The sequence below is a fragment of the Bacillus sp. AFS018417 genome, assembly GCF_002560985.1.
In the GTDB taxonomy this organism is placed as follows: Bacteria; Bacillota; Bacilli; order Bacillales; family Bacillaceae_G; genus Bacillus_A; species Bacillus_A rhizoplanae.
The window spans coordinates 124,790-145,600 of the sequence record NZ_NTTM01000030.1 but is presented as its reverse complement, the minus strand read 5'-3'; the positions used below and the strand labels follow the sequence as shown (position 1 = coordinate 145,600).

The following is a 20,811-nucleotide window of genomic DNA, read 5'->3' as shown; positions in this document are numbered from 1 at the left end:
TATGACAAAGAAAGGGGAGCTGAGATGAAGAAACAATTTTCGAAAACACAATTTGTAGGAATGCTCCTCATTATATTTGGATTTGGTCTTGTTCTTGATATGATTCTCGGACATTTTGAGCCGGGTGCCCTTATTTTTGCTTTTATTATGATTATGTTTGGAAGGAATTATCGAAAAAAGAACCGATATGTGAGAGGAAATGTGCTTTTATTTGTCGGAGGACTCATTTTCGTATTTTTCCTGTTTTCATCAGCAGCCTTCGTGCTTGTTCTATTTGCTTGTTTAGCTTTCGTTGGTTATCAGCTTGTGCAAGGTCAGCAGAAGTCAAAAATGGTACAGGTCGAAATTAAGGAAAAAGGATATATAAATGAAGAAAAACAAATCTATCGAACAGAACCGTATCTTAAGAATATAATGGTTGGTAACGTACGAATAATGGATCATATTTATGAGTTAGAAGATATTAATGTCCAGTATGGAATCGGTGATGTTGAAATTGATTTAACAACAGCTATGATTCCAGAAGGAGAAACCGTCATTGTTATTCGTGGTGTTATTGGTAATATTCGTTTGTATGTTCCATACGATATTGAACTATCTTTAAATCATTCTGTTATTATTGGAAAAGTTTTGCTTCCTAATCATGAAGAAACAGGTTTTAATCGCAATGTAACATTCAAAACAGAACACTATAATGAGGCTCCTAGGCGTATTAAAATTATTTCTTCGCTTATCGTAGGCGATACGGAAGTGAGGAAAGTATAATGAAAAGGCAAAAGAATATTTCATGGATGTATATTCGCTACTCTATGTTATCTGCTAGTAGTATTGCATTCATTTGTACCATCGTATATGTATGGAAAAGTGGGCAATCTGTATATGATTTATTATGGAAAGAATCGATTGCTTCTGTTCCAGTTGGATTGTTTCTTATCTGCATGAGTCTTCTCATTGGTGGAGTTGTTGGGTATGCGATTGGTTATTATATGCAGCAGCGTATTCAAGGTTTAACGACTTTTTTATTTGAAGTAGAACGAGGGAATTTCCCGAAAGATGCTTCGTTTACTGCAGAAGATGAATTTCATGAAGTGGAGCGAAAGGTAATTGTACTTGCTAGGAGATTAGAGGAGCAAGCAGGATTATTTCAAAAAGTAACGAATGAACGAGCGCATTGGAATGAAGAAATGAGACAAAAGGTTATTTCAGAAGAGAGGCATCGTTTAGCTAGGGAGCTTCATGATTCTGTAAGTCAACAACTCTTCGCTATGTCAATGATGATGGCAGCAATTAATGAGCAAACTGCTAATATATCAGAAACTACTCAAAAACAATTACAACTTGTTGAAAATATGGTTGTAAATGCACAATCAGAAATGAGAGCATTGCTCCTTCATTTACGTCCTGTTCAATTAGAAGGTAAAAAATTAACAGAAGGTATTGAAGAATTATTAACGGAGCTTTCAAGAAAACAACATATGAAGATTGAATGGTTGATTGAGCCAATTCAATTGAAAAAAGGTGTAGAAGATCACTTATTCCGTATTGTACAGGAAGCGTTGTCAAATACACTGCGACATGCACAAGCAAAGAAAACAGAAGTAAGGCTGCGTCAAATTGATGAATATGCAATTTTAAAAATTATTGATGACGGCGTAGGTTTTGAAGTAGGCGTCAATAAAGCTGGATCATACGGTCTTCGTTCCATGCAAGAACGTGTCCATGAAATTGGCGGAACTTTAAAGGTATTAAGCTTCCCGAATAAAGGAACGCAAATTGAGGTAAAAGTGCCGATTCTTATAGATAGAGAGGAGGAACAGCATGATTAAAGTATTGCTCGTTGATGATCATGAAATGGTTCGGATGGGTGTATCTGCTTATTTATCAACTCAGCCGGATATTGAAGTTGTAGGAGAAGCAGAAAACGGAAGAAAAGGTTCAGAATTAGCATTGTCATTAAAACCAGATATTATTTTAATGGATCTTGTTATGGATGAAATGGATGGTGTCGAGGCAACGCGTGCGATTATTCAAGAATGGCCGGAAGCGAAAATTGTTGTTGTAACAAGTTTCTTAGACGATGAAAAACTGTATCCAGTCATTGAAGCCGGTGCAACTAGTTATTTATTAAAAACATCAAGAGCAAGTGATATAGCAGATGCAGTGCGGGCAACGTACGATGGAGAAACAGTGCTTGAACCGAAAGTTACCGGGAAAATGATGTCACGTATGCGTCAAAAGAAAGAACAGCCGCTACACGAAGAATTAACAGAGCGAGAGTTTGAAATCTTATTATTAATTGCACAAGGAAAGAGTAATCAAGAAATTGCAGATGAGCTATTCATTGCTTTAAAAACAGTAAAGACGCATGTAAGTAATATTTTAAATAAATTACATGTAAGTGATCGTACGCAAGCGGTTATTTATGCGTTTCGCCACCAGCTTACAAAATAAAAAAGGCCGTAGAAACGCCTTTTTATTTTGCATTGTTTAGTGTTATGTTTACTTGTTTGGAAGATTCCGTGAAAAAATATCCAATATATAGTAAGGATTATTCAATTCTTTCTGTATATAAAGGTAGATATTTTTAACATATTTTTCATGATGTTAATCCAATTTTTGAATATGATTGGCTTGAATGCTTTCTAAAGATGGAGTAGAACGAATGTAATTTGCGAATGCTTCTTGATCTGTCGGGCCTTCAACGCGATTTCGTCCCTTTTGGAAAATTGTAAATTTATCGCCTCCGTTTGCCAGAAAAGAATTTACTACGACAGAGTATGTTGCATCATCTTCGAGTGGTTCCCCATTTTCTAGTGTAATTGATATTAACTTATTTTCTTTCCATGTGTAACGAATTCCAGATACTTGTAACATACGTATTTCATCAGTCCATTGTTCATGCAGTGCACTTCGAATTTCTCTACCCGTTAGATCCATTTTAATGAGTTTATTTTCAAAAGGTTGAATGAGAAAGGTATTTTCCCATGTAATGGAACCAGCTGGTAAATCATGACGGATACTACCTGGATTGACGAATGCAATGTCAGCCTGCATAGCTTGACGTTGAGATGCAGCAAGAAGAGCACCAAGGTCTGTTTCCCCGTTTCTATTTTGATCTCGTGTCAGCTTGTGTACGCTTTTTCCAAGTATTTGCTCGGTTAATGGAGCTATCTTTGTTTGATAGCTCTGTAGCCATGTTTGGATGATTGGATTAGGTTGTATTTGATTATGATAAGTAGGAATAATCTTTGCTGATTTTTTTGTAATATCTTTCGTTTTGCGATTAATTGTGAGCTGCACATTTGCAAAAGCTCTTCCGTAAGAATACCCTTCAACGAGTAGTTTTCCATTAACATATCCATTCATATAAGAATGATTATGTCCACCAAATAATACATCTACATCATCGTCAACTTTGCTTGCTAAATCAGCAAGTGGCCCGTAGGTAATTCCGCCTGTTGTCTTGCCAGCTACATGAGCAAGAACGATAATTGCATGGATGTCTTTTTGCTGTAATTCTCGTACGTACTTTTGAACAGCAGTAGCTTCATCTAAAAAAGTGACCGCTGAAATATCATTGTGCATAGTAAGAAAAGGTGTATCTTTTGTAACGATGCCAATAAAAGCAATGGGAATACCATTAATCCACTTAATCGCATATGGTGGAAATAGAGGTTCATTTGTGTTAGTATCTACTACATTTGCACAAACGTAAGGAAAAGAGCTACCTGAAAACATACCTGTTTTTGGATGAAAACCCCCATCAATAAGTCGCTTTAGTTCGTCTATACCTTCGTCAAATTCATGATTACCAACTGTTCCGACATCAAATTTCAGCATATTTAAAAATTCTATTGTTGGCTCATCTTGAAAGAGAGCAGAAATGGGAGGACTTCCACCAACCATATCACCGGCATGAACAAGTAAGGTATGAGGGAATTGTTCTTTATATGATTTGATATAAGAGGCTATATAATCGGCGCGGCCAGCAGGTTGTCCGTGTAGCATTGTAGTTGTATTGATTTGTCCGTGCAAATCATTTAATCCGATTATTTGCACATGTATTTCGGAAGGTTTTGAAGTGGGAAACAATGAAGAAAGAGTTATAGAAATGAGAAAAGGGATACATAAAAGAAAGTTAATCATGTTGTCACTCCTTACATATACTGGTGTTTTTATTGTAATAGAAGGACAACTTTTTACTTTATTAAAAAATCGTAAATTTTTTGTGAAAATTGTAAGGTTTTTTATCCCATATGAACAGGCAGTAATCCCCCTACTGATGGAAGTTTCACTTTATCAAAATAGGAGAAAATCTGCCACTGTAAGATTAGAGGAAGATAAGTGCGGGGAGTTTTTATGAGAAAAAGAAGGATTTATTGCTCAATGTAGAGAATAATGTAATCATCCACTTGCTGGAAAGAACAGACAAAGCAGAGGTGACGAAGATGCTTGTAATGGGTGTATTGGTATGTATTACTGCAATTTGTGGTTTTATATGGTTATATTATTCTCGTTCGTTTAAACAAGCAGGAGTGTTACTTTTTGATAAAGGTAGTTTGTTTGGAAATCAATCCAGATTTTTAGTATGCTCGAAGTGTGGAAGAGCACAGGCAAGAAGCGGTGGATATCAAGAGTGTTGCCGAACAAGGTTATGAAAGAGTAGCAAGCCTCANNTGAGGCTTGCTACTCTTTCAAGGCTGTCCAAATAGTCCAGCGATCCTGTTCTATAATAGGAGATTTGTTATGAAGTTTAGAGTAAATATGCTCTAATAATTGAGAGAGTTCATCATCGGATAATTCATGTAAAATAGAACGACCTGTCCGAGGTGATAAATCTTGAAGTAAATTTTCAATTGAAGGATGGACTTTACGAACTTCCCAAAGAGTTTCAATAGGATTTGTATGGAAGCCGCTGTTGTGTAACCAATATAGTATTTGATTTGTTTTAGGTCTTCGTTTAGCTTCTGTATGGAGTAATTTTGGATAGCAAGAAAAGAAATAGCCGCGAATATGTTCTGAACTTCCTGGAATCGTGCAGTCTTCAATTGTTCGATCTTGGAGAATAAGTAGACCGTTTCGCTTTAAAATACGATATGCTTCTTGTAAAAATTGTGGAATATGCTCTAGATGATGAATAACAGCTCGTGATATAACGATATCAAAGGTTGCATCTGCAAAAGGAAGGTTATGAGCGTCACCTTGTACAAATGAAACGTGTTGTATGTGAGCGCAATTTTCCTTGGCAGCTTCGAGCATCTCATTTGAAAAATCAAAACCAATTGCTTCAGCTGCCCCCATCATAGCGAGTTGTTTTGTATAAATACCACCACCGCATCCAATATCAATCACTCTCTTTTCTTTGACGTCTACAATATTTTGAATCATAGACGTCCATGAATCCGTTGCTTGACGATTTGTATACGTATATTTATTGTTTGGGCTGTGAAAATCTATTGGCATGCTGTAAGCCCCCTTTCATGTATATTATATCCGATTTTGTTTGTTAGGTTGATTTTGTTTTCTTTTGAGAACAATAAGCTTTTCTTATTTTGAGAAATGAGGATGGGAGCTATGCGAAAAAAATGGTTATTCATGTTTGTTCTTTTCTTATTAGTCGGATGTAACCAAATGGGTAAGAAAATAGAACAAGGTGAGAAATCAGCAAAAGAAGCGGGGAGTGTTATGGAAGAGAGCATACAAATAATTGTATCCCAAACAGGACAAGAGGAAAAAATATTGAAGGACGAGAAAGCAAAAATTGTTGCAAATATTATAAATAAAGCGGAGAAACAAAACGTAATAGGTGAATTAGGTGAACCGGAATATGTAATTAAAATTAAGAAAAACGGACAAGAAGAAAAGTATAAAGTTTGGCTTCGTACAGAAGCGAGAACAGGTTGGTTACAAAAAGAAACCGATACAAAGAATTTCTACCTTATATCAAAGGTGGATACAGAAAAGCTGCTTTCTTTGTTTCCGACAGCACCCTCAACACAAAATGAGGATGAACAACAATCAACTATAACTGAAATTACGAAAAAGGATTTACAAATTACGCGTTTTCACATTAAAACAAAGGAAAATGCAGTTCATTATACGGTGTATTACACGATTTCAGATGCATTATATAAAAAGTTAGAAAAAGAAAAAAATTATTATTTTCAATTACATTTTCCTCCGAAAGTGCAAAAGATAATAAATAAAGAAAAAAGTGATTCAATTCAAGGTGAAATAGTGAAAGAAGGATATAAACAATATGAAGTGAACTTTTTTGTTCCTGCTAACAATTTATCATCGTCTCAACTAAAAATGTTAGAAGCGTATTATGATCAATATGATTTAAAAATGTTTAATCATAAAAAAGAAGAGATTGGTGCGTTTCAAAATATTATTCAAATAGTGAAAGAATATGGAGAAAAGATGGAGTTAGAAAGATAAAGAGGCGTTCTTTTAGGAGATGAGAAAAAGAGTGATAGATATCATCACTCTTTTATTTTGTTTTTGTTGACGGTTCACTCATAGATTTTCGCGTAATAAAATAAGCGATAATAAGTGCAGAAAGGATAATGGAGCTAATGAAAATATTGTTTGGTAGCCAATCTAATAGTAATACGTGTCCAACAGTATAAAAAATAAGCATAGAAGCTAGAAAAGATAAGGCACCGATCATAACAGATTGTAATGTCACCGTTTTCACCTCCTTGCATGTATAGTATTGGCCAAAAATGGATCAATTAAACAGTGATTTCCAATAAACTTAAAATATATGGCATAATAAGAAGAAAAAGATTATTGGTAGGGAGAGGAATATGAAACAAAATACAAAAGGATTATGGGGGATTATTGTAGCAGTTGGTCTTTTTCTGTTGTCTAAATTAAAGTTTGTATTTGCGATTGTCAAACTAGCAAAGTTTTCTACTATATTTAGTATGCTGTTATCTCTTGGCGCTTATGCAGCGATATACGGATGGAAATTTGGTGTTGCACTCGTATACTTATTACTAATTCATGAAATGGGTCATTTGTGGGCAGCAAGACGAAAAGGAATTGCAACCTCACCTGCTATTTTTATCCCATTTATGGGAGCGGTTATAGGAATGAAAGAATTGCCTAAAAACGCAAAAGACGAGGCATACATTGCATATATGGGACCGCTATTTGGTTTACTCTCTTTTTTACCAGCAATTCCGCTGTATATGACAACAAAAGAACCGTTTTGGGCACTTGTTATTATGCTTGGTAGTATGATTAATTTCTTTAACTTAATTCCCGTATCACCACTTGATGGGGGACGAATTGTTTCTGTTGTAAGTACAAAAATTTGGGCGGTAGGCCTTGTTATATTGCTTGGTTATGCAATTGTACAAAAAAGTATTTTTCTTGGGTTTATTTTTCTATTAGGCTGTTTAGAATGGCGCAGAGTATCGAAACGAAATCAACCAATTCAAGAGCTTGGTTGGAAAATAGATACTGTAAAAGAATATATGATACGTTTGAAAGAAGAATTACGAGAAACAGGAGCACTACATCGTACCATCTATATGATGCACCAAGAAGTAACGATGCTTCGCCAGAAAGAGCGAGGTAAATCATTAACAAAAGAAGAGCGTCAAAGAAAAATAGCATTAGAGTACTTGTTTCCTAAATTTGAACCACTTGATTACGTGCCGTATGAAGAGGAAAAAGAGCAGCATCTTCTATTGATGCAAGATGCAGTAGCAGTGTCAGAGCGAAAATTACATAAGTGGGAAGAAGAAAAAGAACAGTATGAAAAGTACTACTCTGCAAATATGAAAACACGTATGGGTATGTTCATTTTATACGTACTCTTACTCGCAATACTCGGATATGCTACATATCAAGGAAATGCAATCTTACAAAATCAACTTCCTACAAATAATTTGTAGAAAAACGTTGTCGAAATGGAAAGAATGATTTGAACAGGAATTCTCTCTTTTTTATAGAACATTACAAATATTACGTTTTTTAGAAATAAATGTAATGTTTATGTATAGAAAAGGAGTCGGGTGTATGAAAAAGGTGTGCAGTATACTTGGAATTCTTATAGTAATGGGAATCGCTAGTTACGGCTTAAGCAAAGTTTTTGTACACTATGCAAGTAAGCCTGTTGGTGTAACGGCAATGCCGAAAGTAGAAGAGGTTGATGAGACAAAAGAAGTGCTGCAATTCATCCGCACGACACATGAAAGCTACAATGGCTTTTTAAATTATGGAAAAGCAGAAAAATACACAGATGGAGACTGGAACCATTTAATGAAATGGTTTCAAGAACAGGAACATGCTTTAAAAGATGTTGAGACAAAAGTGAAAAACAAGCAAATAAAACGAGATGTGAAACGAAGTTATGAAATTTTGAAAAAAGGGGTAGAAGCTCGTAATATTGAATATGTTATTTATGCACATCGTGTATATCATGATCTTGATATTCTTGTAAATAAATATACAGGTGAAACGAATATTTGGGGGTATACAGAGTTTGGAAATGGGAAAGATGTAAAAGTAATAGAACAGGCATTACAAGCACAGTAAAAAAGGCATACATATGTAAGGTAAAATCCTAGTTGCTGTATTCTGATTGCGAGCTAGAGCGATCTAGTAAATAAGGTTACACATTATATTGTTTAGAGGTATTTCATCTACTGCTTTAGGTAGAATGATATACCTCTTTTCTTATGGGGTAGACCTCTTTAAAAGACCTCTTTTACCACAACATATTCCCCTTTACTTACCGCGACCACATTGTTGCAGCGAATGGTACTTTATTTTCCTCCCTTTAAGGTATCTTTTTGTGTACTATGACACATTTAAGTGTCTACTTCTAAAAAATATTCTCAGGGATTACTCTTACAGTAGAAGTTCTAAAAAATATTCTCAAGGATTATTCTTACAGTAGAAGTTAATACAAGACAAGGAGGAAAAAACGATGACAAATCAAAAGCTGAAAATAGGAATTATTTTAGGCAGTACACGCCAAGGACGAGTTAGCCATCAAGTTGGAGAATGGATTAAAGGTATTGCGGATAAACGTGGAGATGCAGATTATGAAATTGTTGATATTGCGGACTTCAATTTGCCGTTTGTATTTACAACTGCTGGTGACGAGCCAGGGTTAAAAGCTTGGTCAGAAAAGCTTAATAACTTAGATGGTTTCGTGTTCATAGTTGCAGAGTATAATCACAGCATAACAGGTGCATTAAAAAATGCATTGGATTCTGCTCGTGATGAATGGAATAATAAAGCAGCTGGTATTATTAGCTATGGGTCGACTGGTGGAGCTCGTGCAGCTGAACATTTACGTGGAATCTGTGCAGAATTACAAATAGCGGATGTTAGGGTACATCCAACACTATCTTTATTTACAGATTTTGAAAATTTCACTACATTTAATCCAGCTGAATTACACCTTAATAATGTCAATAATATGCTTGACCAAGTTATCGCTTGGAGCGGTGCATTAAAAACTTTGCGATAATTCATTTTATGTATCATGAAATGGGAGAGGGATAACTTTTATCCTTCTTTTTGTATATTTACCCACTACGTTTGTAAACCATTTTTCTTATTTACTATAAGGCATCTTTTTGTATACTATGCCACATTAAAGTGTCTACATCCAATAATTAGACTTGGGTATTATTGTTTCTTTAGAAGTTAATTTGAAACAAGGAGGAATTGTTACGATGAAATGGACAGTTCGTATTATACAAGGATTATTGGGTATTGGATTTCTTTTGTCTGGTTTTATGAAATTGAGTGCAGATCCTATGCAGGTAGAGGCATTTAATAATGTGTATGGGTATGGCACAGGTTTCATGTATATAGTAGGAGCAATCGAGGTCATTTCAGCCATTGGATTACTAATTGGTTACTGGAAGAAAGATTTGGTACCTATTTTTGGTGGATTATTAGCGGTAGTTATGGCTGGTGCTGTATTCACGCACTTACAGGCTGGTCAAGGCTTTGGAGTTGCGATGATGCCTTTCCTTTTTCTTATTTTAGCCGTCGTCGTGTTTTTCGGTCATAGAAAAATAACTACAACAACAAAAAACGGTATAAAAAGAGATGGCAATTTATGAATATCGCGTTATAGGTTGTTCAAATGAGAAAGAGATACAATACCTTTACAAAAAGAGAACGGATTGATCGCATACTGGCAGCGGAAGAATATATCGCGACGCAAAATCAAAGATGGACATCAGGGGAATTTGAGTAGTTTATTATATAAGATGTTGTGGTAAACGGCGGCAATGAGTTATGAAAATGTCGTGGTAAATAAGTGTCTTAAGGAGTCATTATTACAGTAAAAAGGGATAGGGAACTATAACTATCCCTTTTCTTGTTTCCTCATATATGTTGCTCATTTTATAGAAGACGAGCAATCATACACGTAAAAGCGGACAAACATGGTATTAGATATAAACTAAGTATGCCTTTTTACTATTGATGCCACTCTAACAGACGGTTATATTCCGCTGATGAAAGTTGCACTTTATCCCGCATTAACGGGCGGGAAGACCCCATCTCAAGATGGAGAGACAAGCACAGAAGATGGGTGAGGACACTGATTAAAGTCTCACTTTATGATGTTTTTCACAAAACCATCATGTTTATAGTGATTAAAATCACAACTTATAGTTTGGATATCGTATACAATGGGAATAGATAAGGAAATAGACAAGGAAATAGACAAGGGAATAGACAAGGGAATAGAGGAGTGGATAGTATGTTAAGTCCAAAAACAATTGAAATTGTAAAATCAACTGTACCGTTATTACAAGAAAAAGGTGTGGAGATTACAACACGTTTTTATCAAATTATGTTTTCAGAGCATCCAGAACTATTAAATATTTTTAACCATACAAATCAAAAACAAGGGAGACAGCAGCAAGCATTAGCAAATGCAGTATACGCAGCTGCTAATTATATTGATAACTTAGCGGTGATCATTCCAGTTGTAAAACAAATTGGACACAAACATCGTAGCTTAGGTATTAAAGCAGAGCACTACCCAATTGTTGGTAAATGCTTGCTACAAGCAATTAAAGAAGTAGCTGATGCTCCGCAAGAAGTATTAGATGCTTGGGGAGAAGCTTATGGTGTGATCGCTGACGCATTTATTAGTATAGAAGCAGAGATGTATGAAGAAGCTGCTGAAAAAGCAGGCGGCTGGAAAGATTTCCGTAATTTTATCGTTGTGAAAAAAGAAAAAGAGAGTGATGTGATTACATCCTTTTATTTAAAACCAGAAGATGGGGGAGCGCTATCTTCATTCTTACCAGGACAATATGTAAGTGCACAGTTAAATATTGAAGGAGAAACATATACACATAACCGTCAGTATAGTTTATCAGATGCACCTGGAAAGAATTATTACCGTATTAGTGTAAAACGTGAGAAAAGTGCAGAAGGTCTAGATGGAATGGTATCGAATTATTTACATGATCATGTAAATGAAGGAGATATTTTACCGTTAAGCGCACCAGCAGGAGATTTTGTACTGAATATGGATTCACAGTTACCAGTTGTATTGATTAGTGGTGGTGTAGGAATTACACCAATGATGAGTATGTTAAATACATTAATTGAGCAATCGCTAAACCGTAATGTATACTTTATTCACGGCGCGTTAAACAGTGATGTACACGCAATGAAAGACTATGTTACAAATGTAGCAAAAGAGCATGAACAAGTAAAAGTATATACTTGCTACTCTAATCCAACTGAGCAAGATAAGAAAGTAAAAAATTATGATAAAGAAGGCTTCATAGATTTAGCGTGGTTACAAACTATTATTCCTTCCAATGAAGCAGATTTCTACTTCTGCGGACCGGTACCGTTTATGAAACATATTCATGCAGATTTGACAGAATGGGGTGTGGTACCAGAGAATATTCACTTTGAATTCTTTGGTCCAGCAGCTAGCTTGCAATAATTAAAAAAACGAGGTGTTAATTCACCTCGTTTTTTGTTTGTTCTCGAAGTAGCCGATTTACTGTTTCACGACGGATGCCAATGAGTTGACCAATTTCTGTTTGGTTTAAAATTTCATAGACCGGAATGTCTCCTAAATATGTTGTAAACCATTTTTGTAAACGAAGTAGCCTCTCTTTTGGAGAAACGGTTGTAAGCTGATCGATACGTTCTTGCATCATTCGTAATTTTGTTTGCAGCTGAAGGGCGAGATCGGCATAAGATTCGGGATTTGCATGTAATTGTTCATACCATGCGTTGCGTAAAATTGGCTCTACTTCTGTCTTAATTAAAGCGATTGCAGTGCCGTGATATTCTTTTGGAGAGATTAAAGAGTGGTGAGGAATCGTTTCACCTGGAACAATAATATTAAATAAAAAAGGCGTGCCGTCCTCTTGGAGGCGAACTACTTTTAATAGACCGCTTTTTACAAAATATAGAGGGCCTTCCTCTCCTTGACGAAATAGTATTTCTCCTTTATGTAAAATCAATGTAAGCACCTCTTTATATATTGCTATTCATTTTATTATAGAGGAATTGTTTGCATAAGACTATACTTGTGAATTGCAGAAGAAACCTTATAGTTTTATTCTGCAATTTAGTAGTCTCCTGCTAATGGAAATTTTAATTTATTGACGAAATATATCATATTACAGTAGTATACTGTTTAGTGTGTATGTGTAAGGACGGTACTAGAAAGGAATATTTTTTTAGGGGGCATACCATGTTAGATGAAAAAATGACTGATGTGAAGATTTCAACAGATGCAGTGATACATGTGGAAGAAATGAAGGGTGGAGTTGTTCTATCGGTCGAAATAGATGGACAAATCATTTATACGATGGCTTATGATGAAGAAACAGATAGTTATGCAGAGTTATATGATAGAAATGATAGACGAGCAAGACAAGTCCATGAAGATTTTATGGGATGGTCGCTTGTACACTAAGGAAAGCTTAACAAGCTGAGAAATGCTTCTCTTATAGGTAAAGAGAAGCATTTCTCGGCTTGTTTTTTGTTTATAAATAGAAAACAATAAGATTGTATATATAATGTAATAATTACATATGATTTGTAACACTCACTTCTATATTGTTAGGGCATTGTAAATGTAAATGTTGCTTTTTTTCGGTATGATATGGTCAATGGGAATTCTTCATCCTCTACAGATGATTAGTTGAACCAAGCAAGCTCTTATGAAAGTTTTATGTTTACCTATTGAATTTAGGAAAGCATTACTACATGTTAGAGTGGAATGAAATACCAAAAATGTAATGAACATAGGAGTGATTATCATGAGGAATTTCCATATTTCTAACTTTCTCTTATTATGTGTTTGCTCATTATTATGTATTATTTTAGGAGTGTTTCTTTACACATGTATATAAAAGTAACGCATTCTAAAAGAATGCGTTACAAAATGGAACTAATAATCATACGTGTACCGAGAATAATTAAGGTAATGCGTAATAAATTGATAATAGCGTTACCACTTAGTTTTGTATTAATATAAGCTCCAATTTTCCCGCCAATCCATGCTCCAGGGATTAAAACAAGGGCATAGAGCCAGCTTACATTACCAAGTGAAATATGAGTTGCTGAATTTACAATTGCGGATAAAAAAACGATAAACATTGATGTAGCGACAGCGATTTGTGCTGGAAAAGCGAAAAGAATCATCATTGCTGGAACTAATAAGACACCCCCGCCAATTCCGAATAAACCAGAAATAAAACCTACACCAAATGAAATAATGATAGCAAGAAAAGGTGAGAACTGATAAGTTATTGTTTCTCCTTCAGAAGTTGTAAAGGAGCGTTTAATAATAGAACCGGTCGAAAGCGATAGAGGTTTCATTTTATCTCGTATCATGAGTAAAATGGATACCAAAATGAGAAAACCCCCGAAATATAAAGAGAAAGAATCTTGATTTAAAAATTTATTTGCCCACGATCCGATAATTCCTCCAGGACCACTCCCAATAAATAAAATAAGGCCACTTTTGTAATCAATCCGCTTATGCTTCATGTATGTGAGGGTAGAAGCTAAACCTGTAAATACGACAGTAACAATTGAAGTACCAACAGCCAATTGGGGAGAAAGGCTATGTAAGTTAATCAGTAACGGAACGATAATGATTCCCCCGCCAAGACCAACTAGACTTCCAATTGTACCTGCTAATAATCCAACAAGTAATAGCATAATATAATCCAACTGTAACATCTCCTCTTTTGTAACAAATACATCATTTATTATACAATGTTTTGAATCAGAATGATGTGTGTTCACAAAAAAGTCGTCTTCTACATAAGAAGACGACTTTTCTTTAGAGAATAAGATCTAATACGTAATAGCATAAAGCAGCTAATGAAGCTGAAATAGGGAGTGTGATAACCCATGTAATTAACATGCGTTTTGCTGTTCCCCATTTTACGCCTTTTACGCGATGTGAAGCACCAACACCTAAAATAGAAGATGAAATAACGTGTGTTGTACTTACCGGTAAATGAATGAAAGTTGCACCGAAAATAACAATTGATGATGATAAATCAGCAGCTACGCCATTTACAGGGCGGATTTTCATAATTTGTCCACCGACGGTTTTGATAATTTTCCATCCACCAATAGAAGTACCAAGACCCATCGCGGTTGCACACGCGAGTTGTACCCAAAAAGGGATATCTGTTGAAGTATGATAATTATTTGCGATAAGGGCCATTGTGATAATACCCATCGCTTTTTGAGCATCGTTTGTGCCATGTGTATAAGATTGCAATGCGGCTGTGAACACTTGGAATAAACGGAAATTTTTATTTGTTTTCGTCAGATTAAAATTTTTAAAGAAAATTTTAAAAATACTATATACGATGTAACCGATAACGAAAGCGATAATCGGTGAAATAACTAAAGCTTCAAGAATTTTAATGAAGCCTTTATAATTTAATGAATGTACCCCAGCAGCAGCGATAGCTGCCCCAGCAATAGCACCGATAATTGCATGAGATGAACTACTTGGAATTGCATAGTACCAAGTAATTAAGTTCCATGCGATAGCAGCAATCAGCGCTGCTAAAATAACGACACTACCATTTGGTAATGTAAATGGATCAACAATATCTTTTGTAATAGTCTGTGCTACACCCGTAAATGTCATTGCACCTAAAAAGTTCATAATAGATGCCAAAAGAATGGCTTGTCTTGGCTTTAAAGCCTTTGTTGAAACAGCTGTTGCGATAGCATTTGCTGTATCATGGAATCCGTTAATAAAGTCGAAAGCCAAAGCACAAATGACAACTAAAACGGTTAAAATCAAGAGTGTATCCATGATCAAACTCCTTATGCGTTCTTCATAATAATTGTTTCTAAAACATTTGCTACGCTTTGACAGCTGTCAGCAACTTCTTCTAATTCTTCGTAAATTTCTTTGTATTGAATAATCTTAATAGGATCTTTCTCACGAGAGAATAGATGCTTAATAGCATGTCTACGAATATCATCACATTTTGATTCGTAGTCTTTAATTTTGATTGCATTTGTACGAATATCGAGTAGCTTTTTGTTGGACATTAATTCAATAGACGACGCAATTTCAATCGCACACTGATTAATTGCATCAACGAATTTAATCATGTATTCGTCTGCTTCTGTAATAGAATACATTTCAAATAGACCTGCACTATGATCTAATCCGTCTAATACATCATCCATACTCATTGCAAGTTGCAAAATGTCTTCACGTTCAATTGGAGTGATAAATGCTTTGTTTAATTCCATAATGATTTCGTGAATAAATGAATCACCCTTTGACTCATATTCTTTCATGCGCATGGAGAATTCTTTTAAATCACTTGCGTTTTTAATTTTATACTCCACAAAAAATTGCGCGCCTTCTTTTAAATTTTCAGAAATATTCGTTAGCATTTCTGAAAATTTATCTTTTCTCGATTTGAAAACCATATTGTTACCCCCACCAAAAAATAGTTATGTAAAGCATATTGGCTAGTTCATTCTACCAAAAAGTTGTCGGTTTTTAAAACATTTTATCGAAAAGTTTACAAAAACTTAACATTAGACAAGTTGAAAAATTAGTAATGTTAACACTTTTTTAGTAATACTCGTACTTATAGAATGTCCTTTTCATACAAAAAGTATGAAAAAGGTAGCTTAGACTTGACGAATTATAACGATATCATAGAAAATTTGTAAAGATAAAGATGTTACCCATATATATACATTTGAAAGTAAGGTAGAGGAAGTGAATGAATGAAGTGGAACAGTACTCAATTACAAAGGATAAGAGAGTGGTTCAAAACAAGAAAAAAATTGCGGATATTTTTGTTGATTTTAGGAAGTTTTGGCTTATCTTTGTTTATCTTTGTGAACATTATGATTACAATCCAAGATATATCGGCATTAAAACATGCAGTACCTCAGCCAACAGTGATTTACGATGCAAATAAGCAGGTAGCAGCAAAATTGTCTTCTTCGAAAATAGAAGGAATTAAGCGTAAAGATATTCCAGACGTTATGATTCAAGCTGTTGTTGCAGTAGAAGACCAAAAATTTTATGAGCATCGCGGTATATCTTATAGCGGAATTTTTAATGCTATCATTAAAAATATAACAGCAGGAGAAGTTGTTGCCGGGGGAAGTACAATTACACAACAGCTTGCTAAAAACGTATTTTTAACACAAGATCGGACGTTTACAAGAAAATTCAAAGAGTATTTTATTACAAAGAAAATTGAACGCACATATACAAAAGATGAAATTATAGAAATGTATTTGAATCAAATTTATTTTGGTGAGGGAGCATGGGGGATTAAAAATGCTGCTAAGACGTATTTTGATAAAGAAGTGAAGGAATTAACGATTCCTGAAGCTGCCACTTTAGCTGGATTAATTAAAGCGCCTTCTACGTATTCACCGTTTAAAGACTTTAATAAATCAATTACAAGAAGAAATGTTGTTCTTTCTTTAATGAAGGAACAAGGCTATATTACAGACAAACAATTTCAAATAGCGAAAGACGAAGGGCTTTCGCTTCACCGTGGTGTCGAAAAGCAATATGAGGGAAAATATCCTTACTATGTTGACTATGTTGTTCGTGAGGCAATGAATAAATACGACTTGACACAAAATGAAATTTTATCAGGTGGTTATCAAATTTACACAGAATTAGACCCAAAGATGCAACAAGCGGTAGAAGATGTTGTGAATAATGATCATTATTTTCCAAAGACTACTTCTGATCAAATTATGCAAACAGGTGTTGTACTCATGAATCCCAAAACGGGTGATGTTCCAGCTCTTGTAGGAGGAAGAGGGCCGTATCAATTTTTACAGTTTAACCATGCATCGCAATTAAAACGCCAGCCAGGTTCAACATTAAAACCATTGGCAGTGTATACACCAGCATTGGAACAAGGATATGAGGTATATGATGTATTAAAAGATGAACCACTAGACATTAATGGATATACACCGAAAAATAGCGGGAATGTATACCATGGTAATGTAACGATGTATGAAGCACTTGCTAATTCCTATAATGTATCAGCCGTTTGGCTACTGGAACAAATTGGTCTGGAAAAGGGTGTGAAGTCTTTAGAACGTTTTGGTATTCCGCTTCAAGATGATGATCAATCTTATGCGTTAGCGCTAGGAGGGATGAGTGAAGGAACGTCTCCACTTGTCATGGCACAAGCGTATGCGACCTTTGCGAATGATGGTGTACAAATGGAAGCACATGCGATTCGGGAACTGCAAGATAGTGAAGGGAATGTAGTAGGGAAATGGTATAAAAAAGAAACTCGTGTTACGGATGAAAAAACGGCACAAAAGATGACGTATTTATTACAAGGGGTTGTAGAGAAAGGAACGGGAGAAAAAGCAAAACTTAAATCTGTAGAGACTGCTGGAAAAACGGGTACAACACAACTTGTAGATGGCCCGAGCAGCGGTGCAAAAGATTCATGGTTTGTTGGCTATACACCAGAATTAGTTGCATCCATTTGGGTTGGCTACGATAAAACAGATAGTGAACATTTTGTCCCTGGTGGTAGTCAAATAACGACAACGATGTTTCAAGATATTATGAAAAAAGCAGTTGGGCAGCCAAGTCAAAAAAACTTTGATTTGTCGCTTATACCAGAAGCTGAGTATACAAAACATTTACAAACCATTGAAGAGGAAAAAAAGCGAAAAGAAGAAGAGAAAAAACGACAAGAGGAAGAAAAGCAGAGAAAAGAACAGCAAGAAAATTGGATGAATAAAATAAAAGAATGGATTCCATTCTTTTAAGAAGTAAATCCCAGATTATGAAATGAGTAATCTGGGATTTACTTATGTTTTTATTTTCTAGTACATGAGCCGTTATTGTCTTAACGGCGTTTTTTGCATCGTTTGCATCTCTTTTTTTCGCTGTTATCTTGATTACGTGTTTCGTTATCATCATTGTTATTATTGTTGTTATCGTTATTGTTATTATCGTTATTGTTGTCATTATTATCATTATTATAGTTCCAACGCATACTTTGAACATGGAACGTTGGTACATACGTAACCTGACCATCAACCTCAAGAAGAATATGATCTCTAGTACGGCCGACAACAGTTCCTTCTATTTGTTTCGGACCTTGATTAAATTGAACTGTTTCTCCTTTTAGACGGTTAATAACACTTCCAAAACGGTTTCCGCTTACAATGATAGGGGCCTCATATTGGTTATTTTGATTGTTGTTTTGTTCATTATCATCTGATTCTTCAGAGTCATCTTCATATTGCTCGGCAAAGCCATTAATATGATGTAACGGATAGTAAACAACACCATCGTCATTTTGTACGACACAAAAATCACTTTGAACTTTTAATAATGTTCCCTCTGCTTTTTCTGGACCTCCTAAATTAACCTGAACGTTTGTGCCAATTAAATTTTTGTAATTTCTCATCGCATTTCTAGAATAATACGACTGATTGAACTGATTGTATGGATACATCATACATAATTCCTCCTTAATGTAAGTTCTCTCTCTTTAAATCATTTGTCGATATATGATATTCATCTTTGCAGGACAAGACCTAGGATACTTGACTAATTTATAAAAAATGTGCGTATACATAGAAACAAGCACCCTTTTAGATTAAGGGTGCTTGTTGAGTTGAATATTTATATTTGTATTCATACTGTGCGCGGTTTTAGTTACCGGTGTATAGGAGATGACAATGTTTCCTTTAGCGGTTGGCTCAAAAGCAAGATCATCATAATATTGACTGTTATTTTTATTGTGGATTGTAAGTTCAATTGAATCGAGTTTTTCATGTGCATATTTTTCTTTGATTTGTTTGGCAATTATTTCTAATTGTTTATACGAAGTGGCGTCGGTTATCACCATCCCCTTCAGAACAACCTTTTCTTTTTGCGCATCATGCACCAGGGGTATATGATTTTGTTTTGTATATAGGACGTCATAGGGTATGGTGCCTTCGTTTGAGGCTGCTTTTGGTTTATTGTATTCTCCAATTACAAAGAGTGCAAAACATAACGTTATACATGACATGAAAATAATCCAAAAGCGGATAGATGATAATACTTTCATCTGCATTCACCCTCGTTTCGTATAAGTTCTTTCACTATGAATTATACAAAATAAGCGTTAAATTAACGTTAAGCTGAGGTAAAGAAAAGTAAAGAAAGAGAGTTTTTTGTATAGCAAAACTTTTTTTCGGTTTGTTATAGTAGATTAAGAAGCCATAGGATAACAATGGAATAGAAATTGTTAAGATTGTAATTTTGTGATGAATTATTTATAAAGTGAAACTTACATTAGTATGTGTGTGGGACTTCCCGTTAATGTGAGACAATTAAATGACTCTGTAATTTGGATTTTTTCCATATATCATAATATGTTTTTGAGATTTAGAGGTGGATAGGAGATGGTGTTCGGATGATTTCTATTGGGTTAACAGGATGGGGAGATCATAACGCTTTATATAAAGATGCCTATGAAATGAAGCATAAACTACAAACATATAGTGAGTATTTTCCAATCGTAGAAGTAGATAGTTCTTTTTATGCCATACAGCCTGCAAGAAATTATGAGAAATGGGTTTTAGAAACACCACCAAATTTTTCATTTATTGTGAAAGCTTATCAAGGAATGACAGGGCATATGCGCGGAGAGACCCCTTTTGCAAATATTGAAGATATGTTTCAGGCATTTAAAGAATCGATAGTTCCTCTCCAAAAAGCAAATAAGTTAAAAATGGTTTTATTCCAGTATCCACCTTGGTTCGACTGTCAAAAGAAAAATGTGGATTTATTACGCTATACGAAAGAAAAGATGAGAGATATACCATGTTCATTAGAGTTTCGTAATCAAACGTGGTTTTATCCACAATTTCGTAATCAAACATTGCAATTTATGAAACAAGAAGGTTGGATTCATACTATTTGTGATGAACCACAAGCAGGAATTGGTTCTATTCCAATTGTACTAGAAGCAACGCATGAACAGATGACCTTAGTTCGATTTCACGGGCGCAATGTACATGGGTGGCTGAATACGGGAGAGAATTGGAGAGCAGTCCGCTGTTTATATCGCTATAACAAACAGGAATTAGAAGAATGGATAGAGAGGTTACAAGAATTAAAATCAAAAACAAAGGAAATTTACCTTTTATTTAACAATAACTCTGGCGGAGATGCGGCAGATAATGCAAAACAAATGATGGATATGCTTGGTGTTACGTATGGCGAACCTAGACCTGAACAACTAAATTTATTTGAATGAAGTGAAATAGTAGTAGGATAAAGTA

23 protein-coding genes are annotated in these 20,811 nt (G+C 35.0%); 14 read left to right on the top strand and 9 right to left on the bottom strand.

What is annotated here, in order from left to right:
* Positions 1 to 24 precede the first annotated feature (24 nt).
* Genes liaF through CN326_RS13210 form a run of 3 tightly spaced genes read left to right on the top strand, consistent with a single transcriptional unit; the run spans position 25 to position 2,451 of the window.
* Positions 25 to 765 carry a cell wall-active antibiotics response protein LiaF gene (gene liaF / locus CN326_RS13220; protein WP_098309481.1) on the top strand — a complete coding sequence of 247 codons (741 nt, stop codon included), beginning with the start codon at positions 25 to 27 and terminating at the stop codon, positions 763 to 765.
* The gene (locus CN326_RS13215; RefSeq protein WP_098309480.1) at positions 765 to 1,826 is read left to right on the top strand and encodes a sensor histidine kinase; all 1,062 of its coding nucleotides are present in this window, start codon (positions 765 to 767) and stop codon (positions 1,824 to 1,826) included. The genes liaF and CN326_RS13215 overlap by 1 nt, the downstream gene beginning before the upstream one ends.
* Positions 1,819 to 2,451, top strand: a complete 633-nt coding sequence (locus CN326_RS13210) for a response regulator (RefSeq protein ID WP_098309479.1) — start codon at positions 1,819 to 1,821, stop codon at positions 2,449 to 2,451. The genes CN326_RS13215 and CN326_RS13210 overlap by 8 nt, the downstream gene beginning before the upstream one ends.
* A 153-nt stretch (positions 2,452 to 2,604) precedes the next feature.
* On the opposite strand, the gene CN326_RS13205 is transcribed toward CN326_RS13210, so the two are convergent.
* A complete protein-coding gene (locus CN326_RS13205) occupies positions 2,605 to 4,146 on the bottom strand; it encodes a bifunctional metallophosphatase/5'-nucleotidase (protein ID WP_098309478.1) in 1,542 nt (513 codons plus the stop codon).
* Between CN326_RS13205 and CN326_RS24635 the strand changes: the two genes are divergently transcribed.
* Positions 4,082 to 4,363, top strand: a complete 282-nt coding sequence (locus tag CN326_RS24635) for a hypothetical protein (protein ID WP_176524609.1) — start codon at positions 4,082 to 4,084, stop codon at positions 4,361 to 4,363. The two genes, CN326_RS13205 and CN326_RS24635, sit on opposite strands and share 65 nt — an antisense overlap.
* Positions 4,364 to 4,448: 85 nt before the next feature.
* Complete coding sequence (locus tag CN326_RS13195; protein WP_098309580.1) at positions 4,449 to 4,658, top strand: hypothetical protein; 210 nt, start codon at positions 4,449 to 4,451, stop codon at positions 4,656 to 4,658.
* Between the two features lie 28 nt (positions 4,659 to 4,686).
* Here the strand turns inward: CN326_RS13195 and CN326_RS13190 are convergent, their stop codons facing one another.
* Positions 4,687 to 5,463: a class I SAM-dependent methyltransferase gene (locus CN326_RS13190; protein ID WP_098309476.1), complete on the bottom strand. Its 777-nt coding sequence runs from the start codon at positions 5,461 to 5,463 to the stop codon at positions 4,687 to 4,689.
* Positions 5,464 to 5,574: 111 nt separating this feature from the next.
* On the opposite strand from CN326_RS13190, the gene CN326_RS13185 reads away from it, so the two are divergent.
* Complete coding sequence (locus CN326_RS13185; RefSeq protein ID WP_098309475.1) at positions 5,575 to 6,441, top strand: YhfM domain-containing protein; 867 nt, start codon at positions 5,575 to 5,577, stop codon at positions 6,439 to 6,441.
* Between the two features lie 52 nt (positions 6,442 to 6,493).
* Here CN326_RS13185 and CN326_RS13180 read toward each other — a convergent pair whose 3' ends face one another.
* Positions 6,494 to 6,691 (bottom strand): hypothetical protein, encoded by a 198-nt coding sequence (locus CN326_RS13180; RefSeq protein ID WP_098309474.1) that lies wholly within the window; start codon positions 6,689 to 6,691, stop codon positions 6,494 to 6,496.
* A 121-nt stretch (positions 6,692 to 6,812) separates the two neighbouring features.
* Between CN326_RS13180 and CN326_RS13175 the strand changes: the two genes are divergently transcribed.
* The 5 genes from CN326_RS13175 to hmpA all read left to right on the top strand — a co-directional run bounded on the left by CN326_RS13175 (position 6,813) and on the right by hmpA (position 11,956).
* Positions 6,813 to 7,910, top strand: coding sequence for a site-2 protease family protein (locus CN326_RS13175; RefSeq protein WP_098309473.1), 1,098 nt, complete (start codon positions 6,813 to 6,815; stop codon positions 7,908 to 7,910).
* Between the two features lie 124 nt (positions 7,911 to 8,034).
* Entirely contained in the window at positions 8,035 to 8,553 is a 519-nt protein-coding gene (locus tag CN326_RS13170) for a hypothetical protein (RefSeq protein WP_098309472.1), read from the top strand.
* A gap of 394 nt (positions 8,554 to 8,947) precedes the next feature.
* Positions 8,948 to 9,496, top strand: coding sequence for an NADPH-dependent FMN reductase (locus CN326_RS13165; protein WP_098309471.1), 549 nt, complete (start codon positions 8,948 to 8,950; stop codon positions 9,494 to 9,496).
* A gap of 208 nt (positions 9,497 to 9,704) precedes the next feature.
* Entirely contained in the window at positions 9,705 to 10,100 is a 396-nt protein-coding gene (locus CN326_RS13160; RefSeq protein ID WP_098309470.1) for a DoxX family protein, read from the top strand.
* Positions 10,101 to 10,747: 647 nt separating this feature from the next.
* Positions 10,748 to 11,956 (top strand): NO-inducible flavohemoprotein, encoded by a 1,209-nt coding sequence (gene hmpA, locus CN326_RS13155; RefSeq protein WP_098309469.1) that lies wholly within the window; start codon positions 10,748 to 10,750, stop codon positions 11,954 to 11,956.
* Positions 11,957 to 11,972: 16 nt separating this feature from the next.
* Here the strand turns inward: hmpA and CN326_RS13150 are convergent, their stop codons facing one another.
* Positions 11,973 to 12,485 carry a Crp/Fnr family transcriptional regulator gene (locus CN326_RS13150; protein WP_098309468.1) on the bottom strand — a complete coding sequence of 171 codons (513 nt, stop codon included), beginning with the start codon at positions 12,483 to 12,485 and terminating at the stop codon, positions 11,973 to 11,975.
* 233 nt (positions 12,486 to 12,718) lie between these two features.
* Between CN326_RS13150 and CN326_RS13145 the strand changes: the two genes are divergently transcribed.
* The gene (locus CN326_RS13145) at positions 12,719 to 12,943 is read left to right on the top strand and encodes a hypothetical protein (RefSeq protein WP_098309467.1); all 225 of its coding nucleotides are present in this window, start codon (positions 12,719 to 12,721) and stop codon (positions 12,941 to 12,943) included.
* 464 nt (positions 12,944 to 13,407) lie between these two features.
* On the opposite strand, the gene CN326_RS13140 is transcribed toward CN326_RS13145, so the two are convergent.
* The 3 genes from CN326_RS13140 to CN326_RS13130 form a co-directional block, all read right to left on the bottom strand.
* On the bottom strand, positions 13,408 to 14,208 hold the full coding sequence (locus tag CN326_RS13140) for a sulfite exporter TauE/SafE family protein (RefSeq protein ID WP_141525046.1): 801 nt from the start codon (positions 14,206 to 14,208) through the stop codon (positions 13,408 to 13,410).
* A gap of 112 nt (positions 14,209 to 14,320) precedes the next feature.
* The gene (locus CN326_RS13135) at positions 14,321 to 15,319 is read right to left on the bottom strand and encodes an inorganic phosphate transporter (protein WP_098309466.1); all 999 of its coding nucleotides are present in this window, start codon (positions 15,317 to 15,319) and stop codon (positions 14,321 to 14,323) included.
* Positions 15,320 to 15,330: 11 nt separating this feature from the next.
* The gene (locus tag CN326_RS13130; protein WP_098309465.1) at positions 15,331 to 15,951 is read right to left on the bottom strand and encodes a DUF47 domain-containing protein; all 621 of its coding nucleotides are present in this window, start codon (positions 15,949 to 15,951) and stop codon (positions 15,331 to 15,333) included.
* Positions 15,952 to 16,257: 306 nt separating this feature from the next.
* Between CN326_RS13130 and CN326_RS13125 the strand changes: the two genes are divergently transcribed.
* On the top strand, positions 16,258 to 18,297 hold the full coding sequence (locus tag CN326_RS13125) for a transglycosylase domain-containing protein (RefSeq protein ID WP_098309464.1): 2,040 nt from the start codon (positions 16,258 to 16,260) through the stop codon (positions 18,295 to 18,297).
* 80 nt (positions 18,298 to 18,377) lie between these two features.
* Here the strand turns inward: CN326_RS13125 and CN326_RS13120 are convergent, their stop codons facing one another.
* A complete protein-coding gene (locus CN326_RS13120; protein WP_098309463.1) occupies positions 18,378 to 18,995 on the bottom strand; it encodes a hypothetical protein in 618 nt (205 codons plus the stop codon).
* 141 nt (positions 18,996 to 19,136) lie between these two features.
* The gene (locus tag CN326_RS13115) at positions 19,137 to 19,592 is read right to left on the bottom strand and encodes a hypothetical protein (protein ID WP_098309462.1); all 456 of its coding nucleotides are present in this window, start codon (positions 19,590 to 19,592) and stop codon (positions 19,137 to 19,139) included.
* Between the two features lie 348 nt (positions 19,593 to 19,940).
* On the opposite strand from CN326_RS13115, the gene CN326_RS13110 reads away from it, so the two are divergent.
* Positions 19,941 to 20,786 (top strand): DUF72 domain-containing protein, encoded by an 846-nt coding sequence (locus CN326_RS13110; RefSeq protein ID WP_098309461.1) that lies wholly within the window; start codon positions 19,941 to 19,943, stop codon positions 20,784 to 20,786.
* Positions 20,787 to 20,811: the final 25 nt, after the last annotated feature.

Bases quoted from the DNA above. Each gene is read 5' to 3' on its own strand.
- CN326_RS13175 (WP_098309473.1), top strand. From the start codon at position 6,813: ATGAAACAAAATACAAAAGGATTATGGGGGATTATTGTAGCAGTTGGT.
- CN326_RS13205 (WP_098309478.1), bottom strand. From the start codon at position 4,146: ATGATTAACTTTCTTTTATGTATCCCTTTTCTCATTTCTATAACTCTT.
- hmpA (WP_098309469.1), top strand. From the start codon at position 10,748: ATGTTAAGTCCAAAAACAATTGAAATTGTAAAATCAACTGTACCGTTA.
- CN326_RS13170 (WP_098309472.1), top strand. From the start codon at position 8,035: ATGAAAAAGGTGTGCAGTATACTTGGAATTCTTATAGTAATGGGAATC.
- CN326_RS13160 (WP_098309470.1), top strand. From the start codon at position 9,705: ATGAAATGGACAGTTCGTATTATACAAGGATTATTGGGTATTGGATTT.
- CN326_RS13125 (WP_098309464.1), top strand. From the start codon at position 16,258: ATGAAGTGGAACAGTACTCAATTACAAAGGATAAGAGAGTGGTTCAAA.
- CN326_RS13130 (WP_098309465.1), bottom strand. From the start codon at position 15,951: ATGGTTTTCAAATCGAGAAAAGATAAATTTTCAGAAATGCTAACGAAT.
- CN326_RS13185 (WP_098309475.1), top strand. From the start codon at position 5,575: ATGCGAAAAAAATGGTTATTCATGTTTGTTCTTTTCTTATTAGTCGGA.
- CN326_RS13215 (WP_098309480.1), top strand. From the start codon at position 765: ATGAAAAGGCAAAAGAATATTTCATGGATGTATATTCGCTACTCTATG.
- CN326_RS13190 (WP_098309476.1), bottom strand. From the start codon at position 5,463: ATGCCAATAGATTTTCACAGCCCAAACAATAAATATACGTATACAAAT.
- CN326_RS13135 (WP_098309466.1), bottom strand. From the start codon at position 15,319: ATGGATACACTCTTGATTTTAACCGTTTTAGTTGTCATTTGTGCTTTG.
- CN326_RS13210 (WP_098309479.1), top strand. From the start codon at position 1,819: ATGATTAAAGTATTGCTCGTTGATGATCATGAAATGGTTCGGATGGGT.
- CN326_RS13115 (WP_098309462.1), bottom strand. From the start codon at position 19,592: ATGAAAGTATTATCATCTATCCGCTTTTGGATTATTTTCATGTCATGT.
- CN326_RS13120 (WP_098309463.1), bottom strand. From the start codon at position 18,995: ATGATGTATCCATACAATCAGTTCAATCAGTCGTATTATTCTAGAAAT.
- CN326_RS13110 (WP_098309461.1), top strand. From the start codon at position 19,941: ATGATTTCTATTGGGTTAACAGGATGGGGAGATCATAACGCTTTATAT.
- CN326_RS13195 (WP_098309580.1), top strand. From the start codon at position 4,449: ATGCTTGTAATGGGTGTATTGGTATGTATTACTGCAATTTGTGGTTTT.
- liaF (WP_098309481.1), top strand. From the start codon at position 25: ATGAAGAAACAATTTTCGAAAACACAATTTGTAGGAATGCTCCTCATT.
- CN326_RS13145 (WP_098309467.1), top strand. From the start codon at position 12,719: ATGTTAGATGAAAAAATGACTGATGTGAAGATTTCAACAGATGCAGTG.
- CN326_RS13165 (WP_098309471.1), top strand. From the start codon at position 8,948: ATGACAAATCAAAAGCTGAAAATAGGAATTATTTTAGGCAGTACACGC.